The 24,932-nt window shown below is 65.1% G+C and carries 24 protein-coding genes; 12 read left to right on the plus strand and 12 right to left on the minus strand.

Annotated elements, in window-relative coordinates; translation table 11 throughout:
* Window positions 1-30: 30 nt before the first annotated feature.
* Both R2834_03125 and R2834_03130 read right to left on the minus strand, forming a co-directional pair.
* Window positions 31-2,595 (minus strand): SUMF1/EgtB/PvdO family nonheme iron enzyme, encoded by a 2,565-nt coding sequence (locus R2834_03125; GenBank protein MEZ4699298.1) that lies wholly within the window; start codon window positions 2,593-2,595, stop codon window positions 31-33.
* Window positions 2,549-3,889 (minus strand): sialidase family protein, encoded by a 1,341-nt coding sequence (locus tag R2834_03130; GenBank protein MEZ4699299.1) that lies wholly within the window; start codon window positions 3,887-3,889, stop codon window positions 2,549-2,551. The genes R2834_03125 and R2834_03130 overlap by 47 nt, the downstream gene beginning before the upstream one ends.
* 171 nt (window positions 3,890-4,060) lie before the next feature.
* Between R2834_03130 and R2834_03135 the strand changes: the two genes are divergently transcribed.
* The 6 genes from R2834_03135 to R2834_03160 all read left to right on the plus strand — a co-directional run bounded on the left by R2834_03135 (window position 4,061) and on the right by R2834_03160 (window position 8,417).
* On the plus strand, window positions 4,061-5,029 hold the full coding sequence (locus R2834_03135) for a tripartite tricarboxylate transporter substrate binding protein (protein MEZ4699300.1): 969 nt from the start codon (window positions 4,061-4,063) through the stop codon (window positions 5,027-5,029).
* Window positions 5,026-5,460: a tripartite tricarboxylate transporter TctB family protein gene (locus R2834_03140; protein MEZ4699301.1), complete on the plus strand. Its 435-nt coding sequence runs from the start codon at window positions 5,026-5,028 to the stop codon at window positions 5,458-5,460. Before R2834_03135 ends, R2834_03140 begins: the two co-directional genes overlap by 4 nt.
* Before the next feature lie 6 nt (window positions 5,461-5,466).
* The gene (locus tag R2834_03145; protein ID MEZ4699302.1) at window positions 5,467-6,948 is read left to right on the plus strand and encodes a tripartite tricarboxylate transporter permease; all 1,482 of its coding nucleotides are present in this window, start codon (window positions 5,467-5,469) and stop codon (window positions 6,946-6,948) included.
* A gap of 142 nt (window positions 6,949-7,090) precedes the next feature.
* Window positions 7,091-7,480 (plus strand): hypothetical protein, encoded by a 390-nt coding sequence (locus R2834_03150; protein MEZ4699303.1) that lies wholly within the window; start codon window positions 7,091-7,093, stop codon window positions 7,478-7,480.
* Between the two features lie 37 nt (window positions 7,481-7,517).
* Window positions 7,518-7,958 (plus strand): hypothetical protein, encoded by a 441-nt coding sequence (locus R2834_03155; GenBank protein MEZ4699304.1) that lies wholly within the window; start codon window positions 7,518-7,520, stop codon window positions 7,956-7,958.
* Window positions 7,959-8,063: 105 nt separating this feature from the next.
* On the plus strand, window positions 8,064-8,417 hold the full coding sequence (locus tag R2834_03160) for a hypothetical protein (protein MEZ4699305.1): 354 nt from the start codon (window positions 8,064-8,066) through the stop codon (window positions 8,415-8,417).
* 55 nt (window positions 8,418-8,472) lie between these two features.
* Here R2834_03160 and R2834_03165 read toward each other — a convergent pair whose 3' ends face one another.
* From R2834_03165 to R2834_03175, 3 genes are all read right to left on the minus strand, one after another.
* A complete protein-coding gene (locus tag R2834_03165; protein MEZ4699306.1) occupies window positions 8,473-8,985 on the minus strand; it encodes a hypothetical protein in 513 nt (170 codons plus the stop codon).
* A 100-nt stretch (window positions 8,986-9,085) separates the two neighbouring features.
* Window positions 9,086-11,554, minus strand: coding sequence for a protein kinase (locus R2834_03170; GenBank protein MEZ4699307.1), 2,469 nt, complete (start codon window positions 11,552-11,554; stop codon window positions 9,086-9,088).
* A 199-nt stretch (window positions 11,555-11,753) separates the two neighbouring features.
* The gene (locus tag R2834_03175; protein MEZ4699308.1) at window positions 11,754-12,326 is read right to left on the minus strand and encodes a sigma-70 family RNA polymerase sigma factor; all 573 of its coding nucleotides are present in this window, start codon (window positions 12,324-12,326) and stop codon (window positions 11,754-11,756) included.
* A gap of 732 nt (window positions 12,327-13,058) precedes the next feature.
* Between R2834_03175 and R2834_03180 the strand changes: the two genes are divergently transcribed.
* The 3 genes from R2834_03180 to R2834_03190 all read left to right on the plus strand — a co-directional run bounded on the left by R2834_03180 (window position 13,059) and on the right by R2834_03190 (window position 16,063).
* Window positions 13,059-14,069, plus strand: coding sequence for a hypothetical protein (locus tag R2834_03180; protein ID MEZ4699309.1), 1,011 nt, complete (start codon window positions 13,059-13,061; stop codon window positions 14,067-14,069).
* Between the two features lie 85 nt (window positions 14,070-14,154).
* Entirely contained in the window at window positions 14,155-14,370 is a 216-nt protein-coding gene (locus tag R2834_03185) for a hypothetical protein (GenBank protein ID MEZ4699310.1), read from the plus strand.
* Window positions 14,371-14,518: 148 nt separating this feature from the next.
* Complete coding sequence (locus R2834_03190) at window positions 14,519-16,063, plus strand: S8 family serine peptidase (GenBank protein MEZ4699311.1); 1,545 nt, start codon at window positions 14,519-14,521, stop codon at window positions 16,061-16,063.
* 12 nt (window positions 16,064-16,075) lie between these two features.
* Here the strand turns inward: R2834_03190 and R2834_03195 are convergent, their stop codons facing one another.
* Window positions 16,076-16,912 (minus strand): DMT family transporter, encoded by an 837-nt coding sequence (locus R2834_03195; GenBank protein ID MEZ4699312.1) that lies wholly within the window; start codon window positions 16,910-16,912, stop codon window positions 16,076-16,078.
* Window positions 16,913-17,164: 252 nt separating this feature from the next.
* Here R2834_03195 and R2834_03200 point away from each other — a divergent pair, with 252 nt between their 5' ends.
* Complete coding sequence (locus tag R2834_03200) at window positions 17,165-18,502, plus strand: PQQ-dependent sugar dehydrogenase (GenBank protein ID MEZ4699313.1); 1,338 nt, start codon at window positions 17,165-17,167, stop codon at window positions 18,500-18,502.
* A gap of 71 nt (window positions 18,503-18,573) precedes the next feature.
* Window positions 18,574-19,356, plus strand: a complete 783-nt coding sequence (locus R2834_03205; protein ID MEZ4699314.1) for a DUF4159 domain-containing protein — start codon at window positions 18,574-18,576, stop codon at window positions 19,354-19,356.
* A 72-nt stretch (window positions 19,357-19,428) separates the two neighbouring features.
* Here the strand turns inward: R2834_03205 and R2834_03210 are convergent, their stop codons facing one another.
* The 6 genes from R2834_03210 to R2834_03235 all read right to left on the minus strand — a co-directional run bounded on the left by R2834_03210 (window position 19,429) and on the right by R2834_03235 (window position 23,874).
* A complete protein-coding gene (locus R2834_03210) occupies window positions 19,429-21,288 on the minus strand; it encodes an APC family permease (GenBank protein ID MEZ4699315.1) in 1,860 nt (619 codons plus the stop codon).
* A gap of 138 nt (window positions 21,289-21,426) precedes the next feature.
* A complete protein-coding gene (locus R2834_03215; protein MEZ4699316.1) occupies window positions 21,427-21,591 on the minus strand; it encodes a DUF1328 domain-containing protein in 165 nt (54 codons plus the stop codon).
* A 20-nt stretch (window positions 21,592-21,611) separates the two neighbouring features.
* Window positions 21,612-22,013, minus strand: a complete 402-nt coding sequence (locus tag R2834_03220; protein MEZ4699317.1) for a hypothetical protein — start codon at window positions 22,011-22,013, stop codon at window positions 21,612-21,614.
* 111 nt (window positions 22,014-22,124) lie between these two features.
* Window positions 22,125-22,694: a hypothetical protein gene (locus R2834_03225; GenBank protein ID MEZ4699318.1), complete on the minus strand. Its 570-nt coding sequence runs from the start codon at window positions 22,692-22,694 to the stop codon at window positions 22,125-22,127.
* Between the two features lie 30 nt (window positions 22,695-22,724).
* Complete coding sequence (locus R2834_03230; protein MEZ4699319.1) at window positions 22,725-23,408, minus strand: OmpA family protein; 684 nt, start codon at window positions 23,406-23,408, stop codon at window positions 22,725-22,727.
* A gap of 112 nt (window positions 23,409-23,520) precedes the next feature.
* Window positions 23,521-23,874: a PRC-barrel domain-containing protein gene (locus R2834_03235; protein MEZ4699320.1), complete on the minus strand. Its 354-nt coding sequence runs from the start codon at window positions 23,872-23,874 to the stop codon at window positions 23,521-23,523.
* Between the two features lie 341 nt (window positions 23,875-24,215).
* On the opposite strand from R2834_03235, the gene R2834_03240 reads away from it, so the two are divergent.
* Complete coding sequence (locus tag R2834_03240; protein ID MEZ4699321.1) at window positions 24,216-24,923, plus strand: hypothetical protein; 708 nt, start codon at window positions 24,216-24,218, stop codon at window positions 24,921-24,923.
* The last annotated feature ends 9 nt before the right edge of the window (window positions 24,924-24,932 follow it).

Genomic DNA, 24,932 nt, shown 5'->3' on the forward strand with positions numbered 1-24,932 from the left:
GGGTTTTGAGTAATCTCTTAAGGAAGAACGCTACGGCGCCGGCGCAAACGGGCCGCGGGGGTCGAAACGGATGGCATCGATGCGGGCTCGCACGCCGGCTCCGCCGCCCCACTGCAGGCCGGGCGTCGTCGGCCCCTCGTCTTCATCGATAGGGGCCAGTGAATACCGGCCGAGTTCCTGGCCGTCGCGATACACGTGCACCAGCCCCGACGCGGCGACCCCGATGCGATAGGTATGCGGGGCGCTTCCGTTGTCGAGGCCCAGCGCCAGGGGTTCCAGCGCGTAGCTGTCGTCGCTGTATACGCCATCGGGGGTGATCGCGAGATGATACTGCATGCCGGGGTGCGACACCGGGCGGTAGACCCATTCGACCCCACGCCGGCGCGCGCCCGCTGCCTGCACCTGAACGGTCATCTCCACGGTCGAGCCGACCGGCGTCGGCTCGCGGAGGTCCATCGCCCAGCGCGCCTCGCCGCTGGCCGGCACCTCCAGCAGCAGGCCGGCCCCGTCCCGTCGTGCGGCATCGCCCGGCATCGCCCCGAGGCCGGCGTACCGCCAGACGCCCTCGTTCGGCGAAAACGACGCGGCGAGGTCGCCGCGAGGCGCGAGGGGGGGCACGGCGCTGGGCGCGGCGGGCGTCTCGAGCCAGGCCTGGTTGAAGGCGTAATGGTACACCGTGCTGATGAGATGGATGGTGCCGTCCATCGCCTGCGTGCCGGCCATGTAGCCGCGCGGCTCGGCCGTGTGCGCGCTCATGACGAAAGGCCGGCTCCGGGCCGTTTCCCGCCACGCCGGGGCATTGGCTGCCGTGATCAGCTTGCGAACGGGCCACGTTTCGCCCTCGTCGTACGATAGGGCCCCAAAAATCCCCGAGCCGGTGTAGGTCCCTCCCCGATCGTCCGTGAACGTCATGTTATCGGCAAACGAAGCGAGAAAGAGCGGCCCCTCGGCGAGGCGGAGGAGCACGAGACGCTGGGTGCTCGACAGCGGGTCGAACGCGCTGGCTGTCGATCGCCAGGTCGCGCCCCCGTCGGAGGATATGCTCTTCGGCATGCGGCCGTCGATGGCGTCGCCGCGGCCGAAGGCCAGCACGCGTCCGTCCTCGAGCCCCACCGCCGAAGCATGGATGCCGGCGATCGTGCCGCCGGCGTCTGTCCACGTCTGCCCGCCGTCCGCACTGACGTGGAAGGACGTCCCGCCGTTTCCACCGGTCACGGCGTCGGCCGTGACGAAGATGCGGCCGTCGCGCAGCCGGCCCATCGATGCGATGACCTGATTGCGCAGCCCGTGTTCGGGATGCACGATCCGCGCCTTCGACCAGGACGCGCCATTGTCGGTCGAGGTCCGCACGAGCATGGCGAGGTTACCCCAGGTGGCCGCGGCGGAGAGACCGGACACGTGATAGATGGTGCGGTCGCCATCCCACCACAGGGCGTTGCCGTGGTCGTTCCGGTCGGGCGCATCCCAGAAGATCGACGCCGGCTCCCAGGCGTCGGCGCCGTAGCGAAGCCGGCTCGCCGCCTGCGCGAGATAGCGGCCGGCCTCCGACTTCGTCGTGTACCAGATCGCCAGGAGGTCGCCGTTGGGCATTTCCGTGATGGCGTCCTGATGGTTGTGGTAAAAGAACGGTCCTTTTTCCGTCGGATCGAGAACCACATAGCGGCGCGGCTCGGCGAAATAGGGCGTCCGGGATGCCGGCTGGCGCACCGCACGCCGCTCCTGGCTGACGTCGCGCTGGTGCAACGCCGTGACCGGCGGCGCCGGCAGCGGCGTGGTGGCCGGCGCGTCCGCCTGCACGACCCTGAACCCGATGAGCCAGCTCGCGTCCTCCGGCAGGGTGCCCATCCGGTTGGCCGAGCGGAGGTATTCGGGCGTGGTCGAGTGGCTGCCGCCGCGGGTCACCTTGAAGTCGCCGTCGGACCGGCCGACCGGGTCTTTCTGCCCATCCGCCTCATACGGCCCGTACCAGTCGAGCGTCCACTCCTCGACATTGCCGTGCAGGTCGTACAGCCCCCAGGCGTTCGGCGGCGTCTGGCCTACGCGGAGGGAGACGACATCGCCCGGGACGGCACGCTCGGGATCCGGATACCAGCTTTCCCGCGCATTTTTCAGCATCGAAGCCGGCAGCCTGTCGCCCGTGAAATACGGCGTCCGCGTGCCGGCGCGGGCGGCGTATTCCCACTCGGCCTCGGTCGGGAGGCGGTAGGTGCGGTTCTCCTTCTCCGAAAGCCACTCGGTAAACGCAACGGCCTGGTGCCAGTCGACGAACACCACGGCTTCGTCGTCCCCGGTCGAGAAGCCGAGCTTGCCGCGCAGCGCGCGATGCTGCGGGTCGAACTGCTCATACTGCGCGTTCGTCACCTCGTGGGCGCTCATAAAAAAGGACTGCCCGATCATGACGAGATGTACGGGCGCCTCGTCGAGGTCGCCCTCGTCGCTCCCCATCAGAAACGTGCCGGCGTCGACCGCGACCATGGTCATGCCGGCGGTGTTGGTGTAGGAGGTCTGGGCCGGCGCGGCGAGGGGCAGCGCAAGCAGCGCGATCAGACTAAGGGGTATCGCCCTGGCGAATCCAGGCCTCGTTGAATCGGGCATGTTTGATGGTGCGGGCCGGGTTGGCGCCGGTGTACTGGTGGGTGTAGATGGCATGGAGGGATCCGTCCGCCGTCTGGATGATGGCCGGGTAATGACTCCGCCGCGCGCCTTCGGGGCGGTCGTCGCGTTCGAGGTGGCGCGTCCACTTCCAGGTGCGCCCCTCGTCGTCCGAGATGGAAACGGCCAGGCTGGATCGTCCTTCCTCGACGTCGTTGTAGATGACGGCCCAGTGCCCGTTGGCGAGTTCGACGGCGTCGGCCGCGGCGCCGGGATTGGGCAGTTCGCTGTCGGTGACGGGCGACCACGTCATGCCGCGATCCGCCGATTCGCTGACGTGGAGCCGTTTCGGCGGCCCGCCGTTGTCGCGCATGTAGGCGACCAGGGTGCCGTCGTCGCGCGCGAGGATCGCCGGCTGGATGTTGCCGTCGCCCACCAGCGGCTCGCTGAACGACCAGTGCGCGCCGAGGTCGTCGGTGATGGCGACGATCGACAGGTCGAAGCCGTCGGAATACAGCGGGAGCAGGATGCGGCCGTCGTCCAGGACGAGCGGCTTGTTGCGCGTCTGCCAGCCCATCCGGCGGAAATACGGGTAGCCGAGCGGTTGCGTGGTGAAGCCGCCCTCCGCATCGTAGAGCCGCCCCGCGCGGATCCAGTTCCGGCCCGTGGCCAGGGAGTCGATCTGCGCGACATGCGCCAGCCATTCCGCCGGGTCGACGCCCCCGCTGCGCAGATACGCCGCATAGGCGGCGCCCTTTTCGCGGATGGCCCGAACAAACCGGTCGCCGGGCTGGATGCCGTAGCCGGCAGGGTCGCCGGGCCGCACGAGAATCACATCCTGCCAGTCCCAATCGGGCGCCCCGTTCGTTCCCGGGTCGTCGCAGATGCGGTATTTGAGCAGCGACGTCTCCCACTGGCCGGCGATGACGGTGTACCACACGAGCCAGACGCGGCCGCGCGGATCCCTGAAGAGCACCGGGTTGATGTCCGGAAAGTCCGGCGTATCCGCCATGAGGAACGGGGTGCTCCACCCGGTGTCGGGATCGAACCGCGCGCCCATGATCGCCACGTCGTCGGCCTGGCGCTCGCCGCTCCCTTGAAACCAGGCCGCCAGGAATTGCCCGCCGGGCAGCGCCACGATCGTCGACCCGTGCACGTGCGCGGGCTGCGGTGCGAAGAGCTCTTCGGCCTCGTACAGCGGCGTTTGCCCGGAGGCCGGCAAGCCGAGCAAAAAACCCAGAACGACGAGAACGAGCCTGCGGGCGTCGAGAACCGGTACGGAGAGCGTGGTAGGCATTGGCGGGGGTAGCGAACAACCCGTATTTTCGTGCGGGATTCCGTGTGTTTTGCAGTATACTGAAAATGCGTTTTCCAGAATAGTCGTGGGGGATGCCTGAGTCGGGATGCGATGCACACTCCCCATCGAGGATCCCGCACCGAGCATCCCGCATCCCCATCCCCGAAGTCCATGTTGCGTACGCTTACCCTGTTGCTGATCGTTTTCCTCTCCGGCTGCCAGCCCGGCGGCCAGCGGCAGGATACCTACCCGAGCCGGCCGATCAGCTACCTCGTACCCTGGAACCCGGGCGGCGGCACCGATACCGTGTCCCGCGCCCTCGCGGCCGTGATGCAGGGCGGTATCGGGGCCTCGATGAACGTGGTGAACCGGACGGGCGGGGGCGGCGTGGTGGGGCATCTGGCCATCGCTCAGGCGCGCCCGGACGGCTATACGGTCGGGGCGGTGACGGTCGAAATCACCATGATGCACTGGGCCGGCCTCACCGAGTTGACCTACCGCGACTACACCCCGATCGCGCTGCTGATGGATAACCCGGCCGCGATCACCGTGCGGGCGGATGCGCCCTGGAATACGCTGCAAGAGTTGCTCGATGCCCTCGAGGCGAATCCCGGGACGTATCTGGCGTCGGGCACGTCGAAGGGCGGCATCTGGGATCTGGCGCGGATGGGCTTTCTCAAGGCCGCCGGCCTGCCGGAATCGGCCATGCCGTGGGTGCCGAGCCAGGGCGCCGCGCCGGCCCTGCAGGAACTCCTCGCCGGCGGCGTACACGTGGTCACCATCGCGCTGGCGGAAGCCGAAGCGATGTACCGCGCCAACCAGGTGAAGGTGCTGGCCGTGATGGCCGATGAGCGGCTCGAAGCCTTCCCGGATGTCCCCACCCTCAAGGAGCAGGGCATCGACTGGAGCCTCGGCGGCTGGGTGTCGATCGGCGCGCCGGCCGGCCTGCCGGACGCCGTGGCCGCGAAGCTGCGGCAGGCCGTCACGGCCGCCGCCAACGACCCCGCCTACACCGAGCCGCTCAAACGGGCCGGCTTCAACCTGCGTTTCCTCACGGGAGACGCCTTCGATGCGTTCCTGGAGGCCCAGGACCGGATCAACGGCGAACTCCTCGGCGCGGGCGGCGCTTCGAGCCCATGACGCGGTCCGCCTGGCTTCGTCGCGTGCCCGGCCTCGTCGCCCTCGCGCTGGGCGGCTGGATCGGCTGGTACGCCGGCACATTCCCCGAACTCGAGGGCGGGCATCCCGGACCCGCGCTGTTCCCCCGGCTCGTCGCCGCCGGCCTCGTGCTGTGCGGCCTCCTGCTGCTCTGGAAGCCCGGACCGGCCGAGGGGCCCGACGTCGAGCCGGCCGGGTGGGCCGGCCGCGGCCGTTTCGTCGCGGGACTGCTCCTCGTCGTCGCCTTTCCCTGGCTGCAGGGCCTGCTGGGCTTCGTGCCGGTGGCCGCGCTGCTGGCGCTGGCGATCGGGCTGATGCTGGGCGCGCGCTGGCTGCCGCTGGTCGTTTCGTCCGCGGTGGCGGCCGGCGTCGTCTACCTGCTCTTCACCCGTCTGCTGGGCGTCCCGCTGTAAACCGCCATGTCCCTCTTCTCCTGGCAAGGACTCCTCGCGTTGCTCCTCGGCGGCCTCTACGGCTCGCTCTTCGGCGCCATCCCCGGGCTGACGGCCACGCTGGCCGTCGCCCTGTTTATCCCGATCGCGTTTTTCCTCGACCCGATCATCGCGCTGCCGGCCATCATCGCCATCTCATCCGTCGCCATTTTCGCCGGCGACGTAGGATCGACCATCGCGCGCATTCCGGGGACGCCGGCGAGCGCCGCCTATGTCGACGAGCTCTACGGCCTCGCCCGCCGGAAGGGCACGCTCTACAGCCTGGGTCTGAGCGCGCTCGGCTCGGCGGTGGGCGGGGTGATCGGGACGGTGCTGTTGATCTTCTTCGCGACCAGCATCGCCGCCCTGGCGCGCAACTTCTCGTCGTTCGAATATTTCTGGATCGCGGTGCTGGGGCTCACGGCCGGCATTTTTGCGTCGGGCGGCCGGCCGATCAAAGGCGCCGTCTCCCTGCTCATCGGGCTTTTTTTCGCGTCGATCGGGATCGACCCCACGCTCGGCTTCCCCCGGTTCGATTTCGGACATCCGGATATGCTGGGCGGGCTCAACTACATCGTCGTGATGATCGGGCTGTTCGGGTTTTCGGAAGTCCTCGAGCATCTCTACCGCAAGCAGGCCGCGCCCGCCGCGATCGCGTCCGCCGGCGACGGCGACACGGCATCCGCCTTTTACGGGCGGCCGTTGCGGCTCATCCTGCGCGAGCGCTGGCTGGTCGCGCGGTCGTCGCTGCTCGGCGTGGTGGTCGGATTCCTGCCCGGCGCCGGCGCCGACATCGGCTCGTGGGTGGCGACCAGCGTGCAGAAGATGCGGCAGGGACAGGATGAGGACGAAACCGATCGCATCGTGCTCGCCGGCACGAGCAGCAACAACGCCGCCGTCGCCAGCGCCTGGATTCCCGCGCTGTCGCTCGGCCTGCCCGGCGACACCGTGACGGCGATCGTGCTCGGCGTCTTCCTGATGAAAGGCATCACCCCCGGTCCCCTCCTCTTCGAGCAGAACATGTCGCTCGTCTGGACGCTCTATCTGACCTTTATGGTCTCGAACATCGTCCTGCTCCCGCTCTACGGCTATCTGACGGGCCGGCTTGCCGATGTCGTCGTGCGCGCGCCGTTCAACCAGCTGCTCGGCATCATCGCCATCCTCTGCGTGGTCGGCGCCTTCGCGATCAACAACAACCCGTTCGACGTGTGGGTGATGGCGACGATGGGCGCCGTGGCGTTCGCGCTGCGGCGCGGCGGATTTCCGCTGGCGCAGGTCGTCCTCGGGATGGTGCTCGGCCCGATTCTGGAGCAGAACTTCATGGTCAGCGCCATCAAATCGCGCTGGGACCTGACGAGTTTTTTCGATCGCCCGATCGCGTTGCTGCTCATGGCCCTGACGATCGTCATCGTCGTCGCCGGCGCCCGCCTGATGCGGCGTGCCGGCGGGCCTGGCCAGGGGGCGACGTGAAACAAAACATACCGACCGATACAGCGTACATGCCGAAAACCGGCGCGCTTCGCGCCGGACGTTCCAGGTTCGACGTTCCAAGTTCAAGGCCCGATCGGCACGCCCCCTTGAACCTTGAACACCAAACCTTGAACTTATCCGCATGAAACCGTCCATCCGACACCTGCCGGCGGCGCTCATTGCAGGGACGCTATCCCTCTGCGTTGTGCTGTCCTCCGGCTGCAAGACCGGCGAGACATCGGTTTCGCAACCCGATGCGCGCGCCGAACGTCCCACGTACACGGCCGCCGAAGTCGCCGCCATCCGCAAGGCGAGCGACATCGACGCCCGCGCCTTTGCCATTCCTGGCGTCGTCAGCGTCGGCATCGCCGGCACGAGCGAGGACGCCTGGATCCAGGTGCTCTGCCAGGACGACTCGCTCGCGATCCACGCACAGCAGGCGCTCGGCGACGAGCTCAGCGGCGTACCGATCCGGTTCGACACTACCGACAAGCCCACCATACGGCCTCCCGATCCCAGCCGGCAGCAATAACGAGACGCACACCGGCGCCAACCAACGGTTCTGAACTATGTTGTCGTTTATTCAGATGCTGGCCGGCGTCCTCCTGGCCCTCTTCACGCTACCGCTTCTCCGGGCCATCCGCAATTTCACGGAGAAGACCAAGTTTACGCTGTTGCTCCTGCTCTTGCCCCTCCTGTATGTGTTCATCGCGTTATGGACGGGACAGCGCGTGGGGCCGGAGATGTGGGGACTCCTGCTTTACGGCAACATCGCCGTCTTCGGCTACGGCACGTCGCTGGCGGTCATCGCCGCCGGCATGATCGGGCACGCCGTGTGGGACATCCTCCATGAGACGGGGCGCATCGCCACCTTTGTGCCCAGCTGGTACGTGTTCGTCTGCATCGGGTACGACCTCGCGATGGGCACCTACGTATTTGGGCGCTGGCGCCACTACGTGAAGGAAAAAAAGGACGAGAAGCTGCGCCGCGCGCGTGAAATCGCGCTCTAGGAACGGCATCCACGGCTGAGACCGTGTCGGGTTTGGGCGAGGAACTGCGCACCATCCTATAGCCCGCCACGCAGTACAACCACTCAATCAGCCTCAGCCGAACACATGACCGTTCAGCAAACGATCCATTTGCCGGGATATGCGCGTCCTCGGCTGGACCGGCATACGATTCGTTTTCCCTGGTTCGCCGCATCGGAACCGCCCCCAACGAACGAGGACGCCGGCGACATCGACGCCTATCTCGAACAGGCGCTCAACCTCCCCACCCCCGCCCGGCAGGCCTACCTCGACCGCATCTGCGAAGACAAGCCGGCGCTCCGCCAGCGGCTCAACATCTTACTCGAAGGTATCGAGGACGATGTCCCGCCCGGTTTTCTAAAACCGCTGCCGAACACCCGCTCCATTCTATCTCGGATCAAGAAGGCGTTCGGCGATCCGCCGGCGCCCAACGAGGAATAAAAAAACCGGGCGCCCCACAGGACGCCCGGTGTCCGATCCGTTACAGGATCCAGGTTCAGGCTTTTTCGATGATGATGCGCGGGGGCGAGCCTCCCACGGCATAACCTGTCGCGCTGCCGGCTTCCCGCACCCAGAACGCATATTCGTACGTCCCGTGCAGCGCCTTGCGCGACACCGGCAGGCGGAGCGTCGCGCCGGCCGGTACCACGACGACGAAGCCATCGATGGGCTCTCCGCCGGCATTGGGCGCGCCGCCCAGCTCGAAGAGCGAATCCTTCGGAAACTGGATATCGATTTGCGCCGAGGTGGGATTCGTCCAGGTCACCACATCGCCCGGTCGCGCGACGATCGGCGGGGCCAGGCCGCCTCCCGCCGCGTTCTGAATCTGCCAGCGGCCGCTATTCGCGTCGAGTCCGATCGACACCTGCTTGGTGCCGGCCGGAGGCCGCGGCGTATCGCCGCCACCGCCCGTTTCCTTCTTGCGTCGCGACCAGAAAAGCCAGATCAATACAAGCCATAAAAGAAAAAGAATAATCTCAAGGACGCCGTGCATGTTAGATTCTTCCATGGGGATCAATGTTTAGTGGGATAAAGTGGGTCCGGATAAATGCAGTAGACTGAAGGTATTCATCCATATCGTGCGCCCTTTTTTGCAGGCATCCATCCGGTCAGCGGGCCAGCCATTCCGGATCGTCTCGTAGCGATGCCATACCGGGATCATCCGTGATGCTTTCTGCCGGAATCCCTTTCTCGATCGCCGTGCGCAACATGCGGATGGCGGCCTGGCGTTCTCCGACCGTCTCCAGCGCCGACGCCAGATCGTACCAAAGATAGGGATCTTCCGGTTGTTCGCCCGCCGCTGCGTCCACGTAGCGAAACGCATTCGTTTTGTCCCCGAGCAGGGCGTAGAACGTCGAGATCTGAGCCAGCACCTCGGGATCCCTGCTCTGGAGCGCGGAGAGCCGCTCTTCCGCCAGGCGAATTCCCTCGCGGAGCGCAGGCACCGCCTCGGCTCGTCCGGCTTCGTCTCGCCAGTACAGCGCATTCCCGTAATATCCCCAGATGCGGTAGTCATTCGGATTCAGCTGGATGGATGCACGGTACCAGCGGGCCGCCTGCGCATAATCCTTGTCGAAATAATAGATGGTCGCGAGATTGGCGTAGGCGAGATAAAAGGAATCTACCGCTGCGGTCTGCAGATATACTTCCTTGGCTTTATCCCATTGCAGGGTATTGTAATAATAGGAACCCAGATTGCGGCGATACATCAGGTTCTGGGGCTCGAGATCGATCGCTTTCTCGAGTTGTGCGCCGCCCTCGTCATTCCGCCCGATCGTCAGATAAAGGCGCCCGAGGTTGTTGTGCGCGACGCTGTTGTCGGGATTGAGCGCGATCGCGCGAAGATAGAAGTCCTCGGCCCGGGCGGCGTCTCCCATCGCCTCATATACATCACCCTGACGCGTCAACGTGATCGACAACGCGGGATCGTCGGGTCCAAGGACGCGCTCCTGGATGGCATAGGCGGCTTGATGGAGGGAATCCGCGAGCGAAACGAGGCCGGCGTTGACGCTGATCTTTCCGATCTGGTTCATGAGATCGGCCTGGATCACGGGGAGCCCGTCGAGCGATTCGATCTCCTCGAGACCGGCTCGAATCAGTTCGGTCGCAGAGAACGTGAGCCCCTGCGGGCGGTCCGGGTCGACCTTGTCGAAGATGCGGTTGATGAACCCGATCGTCGCGTTTTTACCCCGCACCTCGTCCTGAACCCGCTGCGCCTCCTGGCGCTTCTGGTAGGATTGCCACCACGTCGTGCCGGCGCCGGCCAGGAGGACAAACACCCCGAGCGCGGCGACGAGGACGGTCGTGCGGTAGCGTTCGACGAACTTCTGGAGGCGGTAGGTCGCCGAGTCCCGGGCGGCGCGGACGGGCCGGCGGTCCATGTAGCGCCCGAGGTCGCGGGCCAGCTCGCCGGCCGAGGCGTAGCGCAGCTCGGGCTCTTTCTTGAGGGCCATCATCGTGATGGCATCGAGGTCGCCGGCGAGTTCCTTGCGTAATTTTTCCGGTGTGGCGCTACGCTGCTTGCCGATCTCGTCCGGCGTCTCCTCGCCTTCGGCGCGGAGGACGGCCGTGCTGGGCCGGCCGGGCACTTCCTGGCAAATCTTCTCCTCGATCTCGGTCAGCAGCCGGGTCTTGAACCGGTAGGGCCGGCGGCCGGACAGGAGTTCATACAGGATGACGCCGAGGGCGTAGACGTCCGTCGCCGTGGTGGCGGATTCGCCGCGAACCTGTTCGGGGGCCGCGTATTCCGGCGTCATGCGCCGGTTCGATGCGTCGGTGATGGGGACGGTCGCGTTCGGCGACTCGGGATCCACCAGTTTCGCGATGCCGAAGTCGAGCAGCTTCACCTCGCCGTCGGCGCTGACGAGGACGTTGCCGGGCTTGAGGTCGCGATGGACGACGAGGTTGCGGTGGGCATACTGGACGGCATCGCACACCGCCTTGAAGAGCGCGATCCGCTGGCGGATGCCGAGCTTCTTCTCGTCGCAATACTGGTCGATCGGCTTGCCCTCCACGTATTCCATCACGAAATACGGGAGCCCGTCGTCCGTCACGCCGCCGTCGAGGAGGCGCGCGATATTGGCGTGTTCGAGGCCGGCGAGGATCTGGCGTTCGAACCGGAAGCGCTCGAGGATGTCGTCCGTATCCATCCCGCGCTTCACGACCTTGAGCGCGACGGGCTTCTTGAAGCGTCCGAACGGGCGTTCGGCCAGATAAACGACGCCCATGCCGCCTTTTCCGATCGGGCGGACGATTTCATAGACGCCGACGCGTTCGCCGGCGCGGAGCTGCTCCTCGCCGACGAATTGCCGGATCATGCCGCCGTCGAGCTGGTGCGGTAGCGGCGCGAGGAAGTCTTCCTGCTGCGCCTCGACGCTGGCCGCGAGCAGCAGTTCGATCTGTCGACGGATCAGCGGCCGGCCCTCGCAAGCCGTATCCAGGAGGGCGGCGCGCTCCGAGGCCGGCGCATCCAGCACCTGATCAAATATCCGGTCGATCTCTTCCCAGTCTTCGGGCGAGATCAGCGGCGCCGCACCGTCAGTTCGGGGAGCGCCCCAGACGCGTGTAGGACCTTCCATAAGAGCGGAGGACGTATCGGGACAGAGATAGCGATAGCGGGAGGAGACGCCCAAGATAGGAAAGGAAGAGCGAAGATCGAAAAGGGCACGCAGAAGAAGGCGAGGCCGGGACGGGTTGTCCGCCGGCCTCAAGCCCCCTGTGCGGCCTCGCTCGCACGGTGTACACCGTGCGTCTACCTTGTGCTCGGGATCCCCCGGGTCAGCCCTCCACCGGCACCGTCATATGGTTGTAGAGCCACGCGCGCGCCTTGACCCAGTCGCGCTCGACGGTGCGGACGGAGACGCCCAGGGCTTCGGCGGTTTCCTCCTCGGTGAGGCCGCCGAAGTAGCGGCATTCGACGACCTGACTCCAGCGCGCGTTGAGCTCGGTGAGGCGCGAGAGCGCGTCGTCGAGGTCGAGCACCTCCTGCATCCGGTCGTCGGGCAGGAAGCGTTCCTCGTCGAACGACTCGTCCATCAGCCCGCCACCGCGCTTCTGGGCGCAGTGCCGGCGGGCGTTGTCGACGATGACGCGGCGCATGACGCGGGAGGCGATGCCGAAAAAGTGGGAACGATCCTGCCAGGAGATCTGAATGTCGTCCACCAGCCGCAGGTAGGCTTCGTGGACGAGACCTGTGGTCGAGAGCAACCGGCGATCCCGCTCGCCCATCAACTGGCGATGCGCGATCCTTCGCAGTTCGTTATAGACGATAGACCACAGCTGTTCGGACGCCCGCGAATTCCCCTGGCTTGCCGCTATGAGGACTTGCGTCACGTCTTGTTCTTTTTTCATGGCCTTGGGTGTTGTGGGTGCATGGGTCGAGAGGTAGGCGCCAGGGGCACAAGCCCCTGGCGTTCCCCGGGAGGTGAATCGACGAGCCTTCGCGTGCGAGTGTGTGCAATCATCAGACCGTACCAAAAGGTCCGATTCACACGCAAAAGGGTCTGCTCCTCTCCAACTCTGCATATAGCGTACGGCAATCAGGCAACACGTGGCTGCTACTGGGCGACCGACGCCAGGGTCCTGCATGGGTATTTCTCCTGGTACGCCAGGAGTAGCAAGGACCCGAGCGATAGCGACTTCGTAGGGGTTGCTCAGAGGGATATGCGCAGTAGCTTGGGTAAACCCGACAGGTCGTTTTAAAATAATTGGAGGAATGCTAGATGTGGGATACGGGATGCAAGATGCGGGATAGAGGAGGATACCGGGATGCGAGATCACCGATCGACGACACGGTTTTCCGGTAAACATCCTGCATCCTGCATCCTGCATCTTGTATCCTGCATCTTGTATCCCGCATCCCGCATCGGATCGTAGCACCAGGCCCATAACGCCCGTTTACCAGGGCAAAGGCATAGGGAGGCGATTCACCGTTGATCCTCCCCCGGCATCATTTTTCACGGTGCCCATTTCATTTTGGACTGACCTGTCGGGTTCTGCCGGCTTTCCTCGCAGTGATGGTTAACACGACGTCCTGCGAGGGGCGATCGGTGCGTCATCTAGAACCCATCCATCCGCATCACCGTGTACAACCTACCGCTCAATGCCACGCTCGAGGCCATCCTGCAGTCCTCCCATCCGGACCGCGCCGCCGTAAACGAACTCGTCCAGCGCTGCTATCATTTCGCGCATGCGTATCTGAAGCACCGGCTGCGCAGCGGCAGCCTGCAAGACGGCGCCTTCGGGCTCCAGGCCGAGGATCTGGCGATGGACTGCATCGCGGAGCTGTTTCAGCGTGACGACGCCGGCCGCTTCGTCGTCCTCGAAAAATATTTCGCCAGCATGCCCTGGCGCCGGATGTCGGCGATGGACCTGCATATCACGCTCCGCCGGCTCTGCTTCAGCAAGGTGCACGAGAACCTCTTCCGCAGCTACCGGGAAGAAGACCCCAACCTGTCCAAGATCATCCGCAACATCAAGGAAGGCGTCAAGAAAGACGCCGGCCTGGCGTTGATCCGCCACCGGGAGAACACGTGGGTCGTGGCGAACGGGAGCGAGCCGGACATGAAGCCGTCGGCGCCGCCCGAGATCCTCGAGGTGCACATGATGAGCGCCCTCCGGCCGGCCGGCAACACCTACGAAGCCGTCTCCGCGTTCCGCACGTTCGTAGAGGCCCATCCGCATTACTCGAACGCGTATCCGCTGAGCGCCTTCGCCCAGGTGCTGCGCGGCGCCTTCGCCCGGCTGGAAGCCCACGAGTTCGAAACGAGCGAGTCGCCGGTGTACGGTGAAAACGATGTCGAGGAGGCCATCCAGTCGGCCACCACCGAGGTGCAGACGTCGATGGTCTCCACGTACGTCTACCGCGGCAAAATGAGCCTCGACCTGTTCGATACGTACTTCCGCACGGTGAAGAAACTGCTCGCCGCCACGTTCCTGAGCGACGCCTCGCCGGCCCGGTCCCAGTACGACGCGCTGCGCAGCTACATGCCGGACCTGTCCCGCGAGGCCTACCAGATCCACCACCGCAATGTCCTCCAGTACCTCTTCAAGCTGTCCCGGGCGCGCATGATCGACTACCTGCGCGTCGGATGACCCACCCGCGGGGCGGCTGCAACCTGGCCGCCCCGCCGGCCGTAAGCGTGGCATCTACCGTTTATCACCACGCGAAGGCCGGTCCATGAAAATCACGGGCAACGTCGTCTATCAGGACATCGAGGGCGGATTCTGGGGCATCGTAACTGACGATCAGGTGCAGTACGAACCGATCGAAGGGATCCCCGTCTCCCTCCAGCGCAATCAGACGCGCGTCGAAGCCGAGGTCGAACCCGTCCAGGCCATCTCCTTCCGCATGTGGGGACAACCTGTTCGCGTGCTTACGATACATCGCGTCTAGGCTCCATCTGAAAAATCGGTCCGCAGAACCGTCTCCTGAACGCCATTCAGGACCCAACCCCGTGTTGGAGGCGCGCTGCAGGCTCCGGGGCAACCCGAACGATGTTTCAGCCACGGCCTGGCATCCTCGACTCAGCTTCTGATCCGCCATGTTCAACGTTTCGTTATCCACGCCGACGATCTTTGCCGTCCTGGGATGCCTCCTTCTCGCCTGGGACGCGAGCAAGCGCCAGAATAAAAACCCGTGGACGGTAATCATCGGGCTGTCCTGTATCGGCGCGATGGGGCTTCTGCGTCTCTTTTCGCCCGCCGGCCTTTTCATGACCCTCTCGGGCGCGTTCACGGATCTCGGGATCGGCATGTGGATGGGCGCCGGCGTGCTCCTCGTCCGTCGCGGCAAGGCCAAGCCCTTCTTCACGATCGGCCTCTTCGCGCTGGCACTGGCCGGGATGCTCTTCCTCACAGGCCGCCTGGTTGGCGCCGGGGAAGCGAGCGGCGCCGCGCCGGCCGATGCGCAGGGCGTACTCGTCGAATTGGGGCCGGACGACCGCATCGAAGAGATCCAGCCGCTGCTCGACACCTATGGCGTCACGGCCGAACGCGCGTTCCCGACCGTTTCGCTCGACGAAGATGCGGATCTCTCGCAGGTCTACCTTCTCAAGGGCTCCTGGGAGATGCTCAAGAAGATCATCGACTACCTCCTGCGCGACGAAGAAAATGTGGACGCCGTCTACTGGAACGCCACGGTGAGCCTGGCCCCGCCGGAAGGCGAATGGCCCGAGGTGCAGCGCAAAACACGCCGGCCGATCTTCGCGAACGATCCGCTGATCGAGCGCCAGTGGGCGATGGACGCGATCAACGCCAACGCCGCCCACGAGATGCTGAGCCACGCGAAGCCCGTTCGCAAGGCGCATGTCGCCATCCTCGACACGGGGGTGGACGCGAAGCATGAGGACATCGCCGGCATCTTCGTCAACAGCCCGGGGAATACCGATAAACACGGGCACGGGACGCACTGCGCGGGCATCGCCGGCGCCGTCACCAACAACGAACTGGGCATGGCCTCGCTGAACTGGAACGGCGCGTATGTCGACGTCTCCGGCTACAACGCCCTCGGCGCCGACGGCCTCGGATCGCTCGAGTCCATCGCGCAGTCCATCATCGACGCGACGGACGACGGGGCGGACGTGCTCTCGATGTCGCTCGGCGGCTACTCGCCCATCCCCCCGAAAGTCGTGGCCGACGCGATCCGCTACGCGCTGAAGCGGAATGTGATCGTCGTCGCCGCCGCCGGCAACTCGAATCAGGACGCGAAATTCCACATGCCGTCGAACATCGAAGGCGTGATCACCGTCTCCGCCACCGATTCGCAGGGCCGCAAGGCGTCGTTCTCCAACACCAACACCAGCCTGACGCGCCCCATCGCGGCGCCGGGGGTCGACATCGTATCGCTCGTGCCGGGTAACGGCTACCAGCCCAAGAGCGGCACGTCGATGGCGACACCGCTCGTCTCCGGCCTCCTGGGCGTCATGCGGGCGCTCGACCCCGACCTCACGCCCGACGCGGCGTACGCGATCCTGAAGGACACCGGGACGAAGCTGTCCGACTCCGGCAAGGTCGGTCTCCAGATCAATGCCGAAGAGGCGATCGCGACGGTCCTGTCCGAAAACCCGATCGTCGCCGAGCGGGAGTAGCCCGGCATCGGATCACCGAAGGCGGAGGACGAGCGCGATGCCGCCAAGCGTCAGGGCGCTCGCGACCACGAAGCGAAGCGTGAGCGGTTCGCCGAGCAGCAGGATGCCGCCGGCGGCCGCGAGGGCCGGCACGGCGAGCTGCACGGCGGCAGCGCTCGATGTCTTGAGTCCGGGCAGCGCGGCATACCAGATCGCGTACCCGATCCCCGACGTCAGCGCGCCCGAAGCGATCGCCCAGCCGGCGCCCGCGGGTGTCACCTCCGCGCGTCCCCACCCGGCCAGCATGACGACCGCCATCAGCGGCGTCGCCCGGATGAAATTGCCCGCGGTGCGGCTCAGCGGCTCGCCGGCGCCACGCCCTAGCAGCGTATACCATCCCCAGGCCACGCCCGCGACCCCCATCGTCAGCGCGCCGGCCCACGACGGCGGCGCGCCGCCCGGGGCGAGCAGGTACAGCAGTCCGGCCGCCGCCGCCAGCATCCCGACCCACTGCGCCGGGACAAACCGTTCCCCTTCCCGCAGCGCGGCCGCCAGCATGGTGACCTGCACGGCCGCGAAAAGGATCAGCGCCCCGGTGCCCGTCTGGAGCCGGGTGTAGGCCATCGAGAACGGCAGCGCATACAGGAAGAGCGCCCCGGCCGACCGCCAGTCGCCGCCCCCTGCCGTCACACGGCGATCCCGGAGCGAGCACAGTGTCGCCAGAACGAACGCGCCCGACGCGAGGCGGAGCGTGGTGAAGCTGAGCGGGTCGATCCGTTGCGCGCCTAACGCAAGCCGGCAGAGAATCGAATTGCCGGCGAAGGCGACGAGCGCGAGCGCAGTCAGAAAATAAATGCGCGACGCGGGCATGGTACGCACTCGTTCGGGTGTATGCAGGTAGCGCCATCATGCCCTGCACGGAACCCTCGCCCCGCAGGACAGCGCCGGACGAACTTAGATCGAAACGGCTTGAGATGGAACCTCGACCGACTATTTCTTATGTTGGAGCGACAAACGCAGGGCTTTTGAATGATTTTTGCGTTTGTGGATTCAGGTTCCAGGTGCCCGGTTAACCGGTTTCTTCTTGCATCCTACGGGATCAACCACCAACCCCAGACACGTATGCTTACGATGCGCACTACCGCCGCAACGTTCATCCTGCTTCTCGCCCTGGCGGGCTGCTCGAGCGATTCGTCCATGCCCGAAGCCAGCGCCTGGCGCGCCGTCGCCGAGGCCTATGATTGCGACGCGGACAACGGCGACATCATGCTGGCCGAAGGATTCTGCGCGCTCGTCGTGGCGGACAGCGTCGGCAACGCGCGGCACCTCGCCGTGCGTGACAACGGCGATATCTACATCGCGCTCCAGGGACGCTCGGACGACCAGGTCGGGATCGTGGCGTTGCGTGACACGACGGGCGACGGACGCGCCGATGTGTTCGCCCGCTTCGGCTCCACGAAAGGAACGGATGTCGCCTTCCACAACGGCTATCTGTATTATTCGACCGATACCACGATCGTGCGGTATCCGCTCGGCGCCGGCGAACTCGTCCCGTCCGCCCCCTACGAGACGGTCGTCCGCGGTTTCATCGCCCAGAATCAGCACGCCTCGAAACCGTTCGCATTCGACGAAGCCGGCCACCTCTACGTGACGATCGGCGCCCCGTCCAACGCCTGCCAGGTGCAGATGCGGACGCCGGGCTCGCCCGGTCAGGATCCCTGCCCGCAGCTCGAGCGGCAGGCCGGCATCTGGCGCTTCGACGCGGAACGCCTCGGACAAACCCAGGAGGCCGACGGCTACCGCTTCGCAACCGGCATCCGAAACGCCATGGGCCTGGCCTGGGACCCGGCCACGAAGTCGATCTACGCCACCCAGCATGGCCGGGACGACCTGGCGCGCCTCTTCCCCGATCTCTTCACGGCCGAACAGAGCGCCGATCTGCCGGCGGAGGAATTCTACAAGGTCAACGACGGCACCAACCTGGGATGGCCGTTCTGCTACTACGACCAGATCCAGGGCCGGCGCGTCCGGGGCCCCGAATATGGCGGCGACGGGACCTCCACGGAGGGTTGCGAGTCGTATCAAAACCCGCTGGTCGCGTTCCCGGGGCACTACGCCCCGAACGACCTGATCTTCATCGAGGGCGACCAGTATCCCGCCCGGTACCGCAACGGCGCGCTGATCGCGTTCCACGGCTCGTGGAACCGGTTCGACCCCCGCGGTCAGAAGGGCTATCTGGTGGCGTTCGTGCCGATGGACAACGGCAACGTGGCCGGCGACTGGGAGATTTTCGCCGACGGGTTCTCCGGCAAGGAGATGATCGGCAATCCCGGCGAAGCGGCGTACCGGCCGATGGGCCTCGCACAGGGCCCCGACGGAACGGTGTATATCGCCGACTCGATGAAAGGCAAAATCTGGCGCGTCATCTACGCCGGCGCCAATCTGGCGCAGGCGAATTAGGCAGGCGGCGCGCCTCTCATGAACATCGTGTACCCGGGTGGCTCCTCGCCAGATCGAGGATCCGCCCGGGTATGCCCATCTGGACGCACCCGATGCCCCGGCTCGCCGCACTCATCCCGATCCTGGCGATACTGCTCGTCGCCCCGCCTCCGGAAACCGTGCAGGCGCAGTCGCCCGACGTCGCCTTTCAGTTCGTCCGCGTGAAGTACGAGAGCAACGGCAACGGCCGGCGCGGATGGGGCCGGCGGGGCATGGGCATCTGGGCGACGGACTACCCCACGGCCGATCTCAACCTCCACCAGGCCATCGAGCGCACCACGCAGATCCCGCTCGGCGGCGACCCGCTCGTCTTCACGCTCAAGGACAAAGCCATCCTCGACTACCCGGTCCTCTACATCACGGAGCCCGGATACTGGTACATCGACGAGGAGGAGGTGGCCGGCCTGCGCGAATACCTCGACCGCGGCGGCTTTCTGATCATCGACGACTTCCACGACTTCGGAGACGGCCAGAAAGGCCCCCAGTGGGAGAACATGTACATGAACATGAAGCAGGTCTACCCCGAGCGCGAGCCGGTCCTGCTCCCCAACGATCACCCGATCTGGTCGATCTTCTACGATATCGACCCGCTGGCCGCGTTATCGACAAAGATGCGCGGGGAAGTCGGCTGGCTGGATTACGACGACGACGAATACTACGGCATCTTCGACGACAACGGCCGGCTGATGGTGGTCATCTGCTACAACCAGGACATCGGCGACGGCTGGGAATGGCCGGGCCGGCACCTCGGCGAAGCCTCGACCGTGAGCTTCCAGATGGCCATCAACTTCATCATGTGGGCGCTCACGCATTGAAGGGTCGAGGTTTGAGGCTCAAGGTTCAAGGTAAACCAGCTGCCTTGAACCGTGAGCCTCAAACCTCGAACCTCAAAGGATCACCCGAACGCCGCCCAGCTTCTCGATGCGGTAGGGGAAATGGTCGCCGGGCGTGCTGATGAACATGTAGTTTTTCGGGACGTCCAGACGCTGCGAGAGTTGTTCGATGGTCTCGGGGCCGAAGGTCCCTTTCACGGCCAGGAAGTCGATGCGGAGCTGGGGATAGAGGTGATCGACGGTGCGCAGCGACCGGGCGAGGTCGGACGGGATGTCCTCTTCGTCGTCGTACAGGTGCACCACCTGCAGGCGCGACGTCTGTTCGTTCTTCAGCACGTACAGGGCCACCCGGTTCAGCGCCGCGGCGTCGTCGTTTTTTGTAAAGTAAACCACGGCCCGGCTGTTGATGTCGTTGATCTTGCCCGTGACGCTCTCCCGTATCCACTCATTGACCTTGTTCACCCACTCCACGAGCGACCGGGAAACGACCAGGCCGAGCCGCAGAAGCTGGATGCGCAGAAACATGACGCCGACGATGGCCGCCGCGACCATGAAGTAGACCACGAAGATCTCCACGTTGCGGGGATCCAGGACGATGTTGCCCACCAGCCCGATCAGCACGGCGATGAGCGCGAGCGTTACCGTCGGCCAGCTGGCGCGGACCTCCCGGGGCAGCCGGCCGCGGGACCGTTTGAGCAGCATGTTGCCGATCGCGAAGAGGGCCATCACGCTCAGGAACGAAAGCGTGTAGACGCCGGCGAGCGTCTCGATCTTGCCCCCCGTCACAAACAGAATCGAGGTACACAGTCCGAAAAAGCTCAGGATGATCCAGTGATTGGTCTTTCGCCAGGTGTTCTCGCGCAACAGGAACTGCGGGAGACATCGGTCCAGGCTCATCCGGCGCACGAGGCCCGTCACGCCCACATAACTCGTCAGCACCGCGCCCGACAGCACCAGCACGGCATCCATGCTCACCCCGAGCCGGAGCCAGTCGCCGGCCGAGCGCGCGCCCATGTCGGCCAGCAGGTCGGGCGGGACTTCCCGGATGGTGGCCAGCGGCAGCAGGCCCAGCGAGAGCAGGCTGATGAGGGGGTTGAAGATGGCCACCACCAGCCACATGTTGCGCAGCGTTTTGGGAAAGACGCCCGACTGCTGCTCTTCGATGAAATTGGCCGAGCTTTCGAAGCCGCTGATCCCCAGCATCGCGGCCGCGAACCCGAAAAACAGCGCATGCCCGATACCGGACGGGTCGGGCATCGTCCAGTTGGCGAACAGCATCGACGGATCCTCCACGACCGCGATGGTGGCGGTGACGGAGAGCACCGTGAGAGTGACGAGGTGAACGATGAAGATGCCGAGCGCCACTACGGCCGATTCCGTGATGCCCAGGATATTGAGCACCGCGAAGATACCCAGCAGCGCTACCGTGGCCGAGATGATGTTGAGCCCCGCGAACATGTTGTGGGCGTAATGCATCGCCTCGTTGGCGCTGATCACCGCGGTAGCGATGTACGAGAGCAGCGTGAGGCACGCCGCCCCGGCGGCCAGCTGCTTGTTGGTCGTGTTCAGCAGCACCGTGTAGGTGCCCCCGTTGAGCGGCAGCGCGCTGCCGACTTCCGCGTAGACCCTGCGGTAGAAATACAGCACAACGGCCACGATCACCAGCACCACCGGCGCCAGCGCGCCGGCCTGCGCCGCGCAAAGGGCCGATACATAGAGCACACTGGAGCTGATGTCGTTGCCGCAGATCGCCGTGGAACGCCACGTCCCCAGCATGTGCTTTTCTTCCTGGTCGAGGTGCCGGACCTGAGTCGGACCGGGCTTGAGATCCAGGATGCGTTCTGCTTTCCCCCAGCCGGCGAATTCCCAGGATGCCGGTGCTCCCTCGTCGGCGGGTTGGCCCTTGGTACTCATACCCATTTTAGATCTGCGTGTGACGGTAGCCAGGTGATGGGGTCGATGGCGTCACGCAGAAATACGAATTTTTTTGATGGGATACCAGGCGCGTTGCCCGGGGCGGACAGGCGTCCGCCCCGGCATGGCGCGAATGAATCAGGTAACCACCCGCTTCCCGATGACGAACAGGAGGACGGCGATGACGATGAACACGAAGAAGGCGAACTTGGCGACACCCATGGCGGCGCCGGCGATGCCGCCGAAGCCGAGAATGCCGGCGATGAGGGCGACGATGAGGGCAACAAAGGCAAGACGTAACATGGTTATGGGGGTTCTGGTTATCAGGGCGTGAGATGCGGCGTGGAAGCGGGTCCATCCGATGCCGGCGGCTCCCGGATCAGCTGGACGAATCCACGCCACGTGGATGTTTCCCGGACCCGACCGTTCTGGACGCAGCGGATGCACTGCCCGTCCGCCGCGATGGCGAGAATGCCGACATCGGGGTCCATCGCGACGATGGCGTCCGTGATCGGGGGCAGACAGCCGTTTTCATCCAGCGAGAGCACGATCCATTGCGGATGGTGCGTTCGGGCCAGACCCGGCAGATGGCACAACATGGGCGTTTCCGCAACCACCGTCACCCCATCCAGCGCGCTCAGACCCGCGCCCAGCAACTCGCGCAGCAGGCGCGGTTCGTTGGACAGGATCAGGCTGAGGCGGGTTAAGGCGTTGGCAGGCTGCATGGCGGGTATGGATTCAGGCGTACAGCAGGACCACGCGCCCGGCCCCTTGCCCATGATTCGGGCCGGGCGCGTGGAATCGAGCAGGCAGGTGAAAAACCGGGGGGCGATTCACTACTGACCTACTCGAAAGAGAAGACCGGCGGAAAACATGTAGCCCGGGCCGCCTTCACCGTCGTCGTTGGCGAAGGCGAGATGATCCCCGAACGTGACCCGCGCCTGGACAAAGGGCGAAATGGGGCCCGCGCCGAACGAAGCGCCGCCGATCAGGTTCAGGCCGTAATCCGTGCGATCGGCCTCGATCACGTTGCCGAGCAAGGGCGTATCGACATTGAGCATCACCCGGGTGATACCGAGTCCGAGTCCGGCATACGGCGTAAAGACGGCATTACCCCGCGCGCCGGCGCTGAAGGGAAACAGCACGTCGGCGTTCATCTGCAGCGCGTTCACGTCGTTGATGCCCGTGAAATAGTAGTTCACGCTGGGCGTGAGGACGATCCGGTTGTTGGAAAGGCCGAATTGGGCCTGCCCGCCCAGGTAGTAGGCGCCGGTCCCGACCCCCTCGTCGCTGAAGGTGTCGACATTATATCCCCCCTGAAACCCCAGGCTGAACTGCGCCCGGGCGTCCTGCGGGGTGAAGGCCAGGACACAGGCTATCACCGCCATATAAGGAAGTGTTTTCATGATGCGTTGCTCGTCTGTGAAAAGGGAGGGTTAGCGGCTCTCCGCGATCTCTTCGCGGTAGGCTTCGTCGGCGTAGATGGCCACCTCGACGCGGCGATTCTGCTGCCGACCGTAGTCCGTATCGTTGGATGCGATGGGCTCGGCCTCGCCGCGCGCCGAGGTCTCGACGCGATTTACAGGAATGCCCAGCGTGGCGAGATACTGCGCGGCCGACGCGGCCCGCCGCTCGGAGAGCGCGAGGTTGTAGGACGCGTCGCCGACGGCATCGGTATGGCCGACGATGAGCACGTCGGTGTTGTCGTATTCATCCAGGCTCTGGGCCAGTTCGCGCAGGTTGGACCGAGCCTCTTCGCGCAAGCCGGCCGAGTCGAAATCGAACAGGATGCCGGAGTCGAACGTGACGACGATGCCTTCGCCGATGCGCTGCACCTCGGCATCTTCGAGTTCCTGTTCGAGCTCGGCCGCCTGCCGGTCCATCTGCTGACCGATCACCGCGCCGGCCGTCCCGCCCACGATGGCGCCCAGAATGGCGCCTTTGGCGGTGCTGCCGGCTGCCTTGCCGATCGCGCCGCCGACCACCGTGCCGGCGCCGGCGCCTACAGCGGCGCCTTTCTCGGTGTTGCTGAGTCGGGCGCAGCCGGAAGCGAGAAGGCAGACCACCAGGGACAGGATGGTCGGCACCCGGGATGCGTACGTAATCCGTTGGAATGTCATGATAGGGTGTGTCTGGGCCCTCCGGCGGGCCGATGGCGATCCAGCGAGGTGGAAGGCCATCGGCGCCCGGAAGACCGTTGCGTGATAGAGGGTACCAGGGAGACAGGAGCCGTTACGACTGCCAGTAGGGCTCCGTGCGGTAGAAGGCGTAGATGGTATCCAGGAAGCGGGCGTCGGCCGAACTCGGCCAGTTGTTCTCGTCAAAACCCGGGGCTTTTTCGAGCCGCTTCTTGTCGACATCCAGGACGAAGACTTCATCCTCGGTATTCACCTTCATCGCCGCCCAGGGAATGGCGAACAGCTTGTCGCCGATGCCCAGAAAGCCGCCGAACGACAGCACGGCATAGGCGATACGGCCGGTATTGAGGTCCACCATGAAATCTTTGACTTCACCGAGGTGCTCGCCGGCGGTGTTGCGGACCTTGGTATGATTGAGGGAGCTGCTGGACAATGTATAGGGTCGCATAGGATTGTTCTGGTCTAGATCTATAAAAAGACCCGACGCGTCGAATTCGTGCCGGCGCCGGGCCATCGTGTATCCAGCTTACCCCGCTTCCGAGCGATTCTCCATAGACCGGGGTACGGATTACAGGTACAGATTCGGATACAAATCCACCGAAATATGCCCGAATTCCGCCCCGAATACCCCGTGTAGTCCTCGTCTGACACCCCCCGTTGCGCCCGTCCTACGCACGCCGATCACTCCCTCTTACCGACGCCTCCCGGCCCGGATTACAGGTCCATCCCGCCCCTTTTAGTAGGTTAGTACCATTCGATTGATGATCACCTGTTTTATCCCCTTCGACCATGATTACGGCAGCATCCCAGTTTGCAACACAGATCGTTCACGCGCTCCGTCTCATCAAGCATCGGCTCATGGCGTCAGGCATCCATCCTGGCGCCATTTTTATTCTGGGGCCGGCCCTCTTGCTCGCGGCGTCGCTATCCCAATCCCGTCACTACCAGAACGACGGCGGCACGCTCATGGCGTCGGCCACGGTGGTGCCGGCGCTTCCATCCGCTCGCGTCGATGAAACGTCCCACTACGCCGACGACCTGCTGGAATTTTCCTATCCCGCCGCGTGGAGCGTCGACTCGACCTATACCGACGGCGGCACCCATCGGTATATCCTGCGCATCGACGAAGTCAGCCCGCCGACCACGGTGACGATCTCGGTTCGCGGACTCACGGGCGGGGCGATGTCGTATCCCGCATCGCGCTTTATCATCGACGCCTTCGACCGGGATGAAACGCTCGCGCACTACTACCTGCGTCCTCCCAAAGCGCCCCTGATCGGCGCGTCGCTCGAACAGCTCCTCTTCAGCGGCACCACCCCGGAGGAAACCGCCGTCCGCGGCCTCAAGACGGTCTTCAAGACGCGGCACGACCAGCTCGTGACGGTCACCCTGCGCACGACCTTTCGCGACACCTACAGCAACAACATGCAAACGGAGATCCTGCGCGACGACTACGATGCCGTCGTGCAAGGGGTCATGGACCACCTCAATCGTTGAATGGGGAAT

It is taken from the genome of Rhodothermales bacterium (genome assembly GCA_041391505.1).
GTDB lineage: Bacteria > Bacteroidota > Rhodothermia > Rhodothermales > JAHQVL01 > JAWKNW01.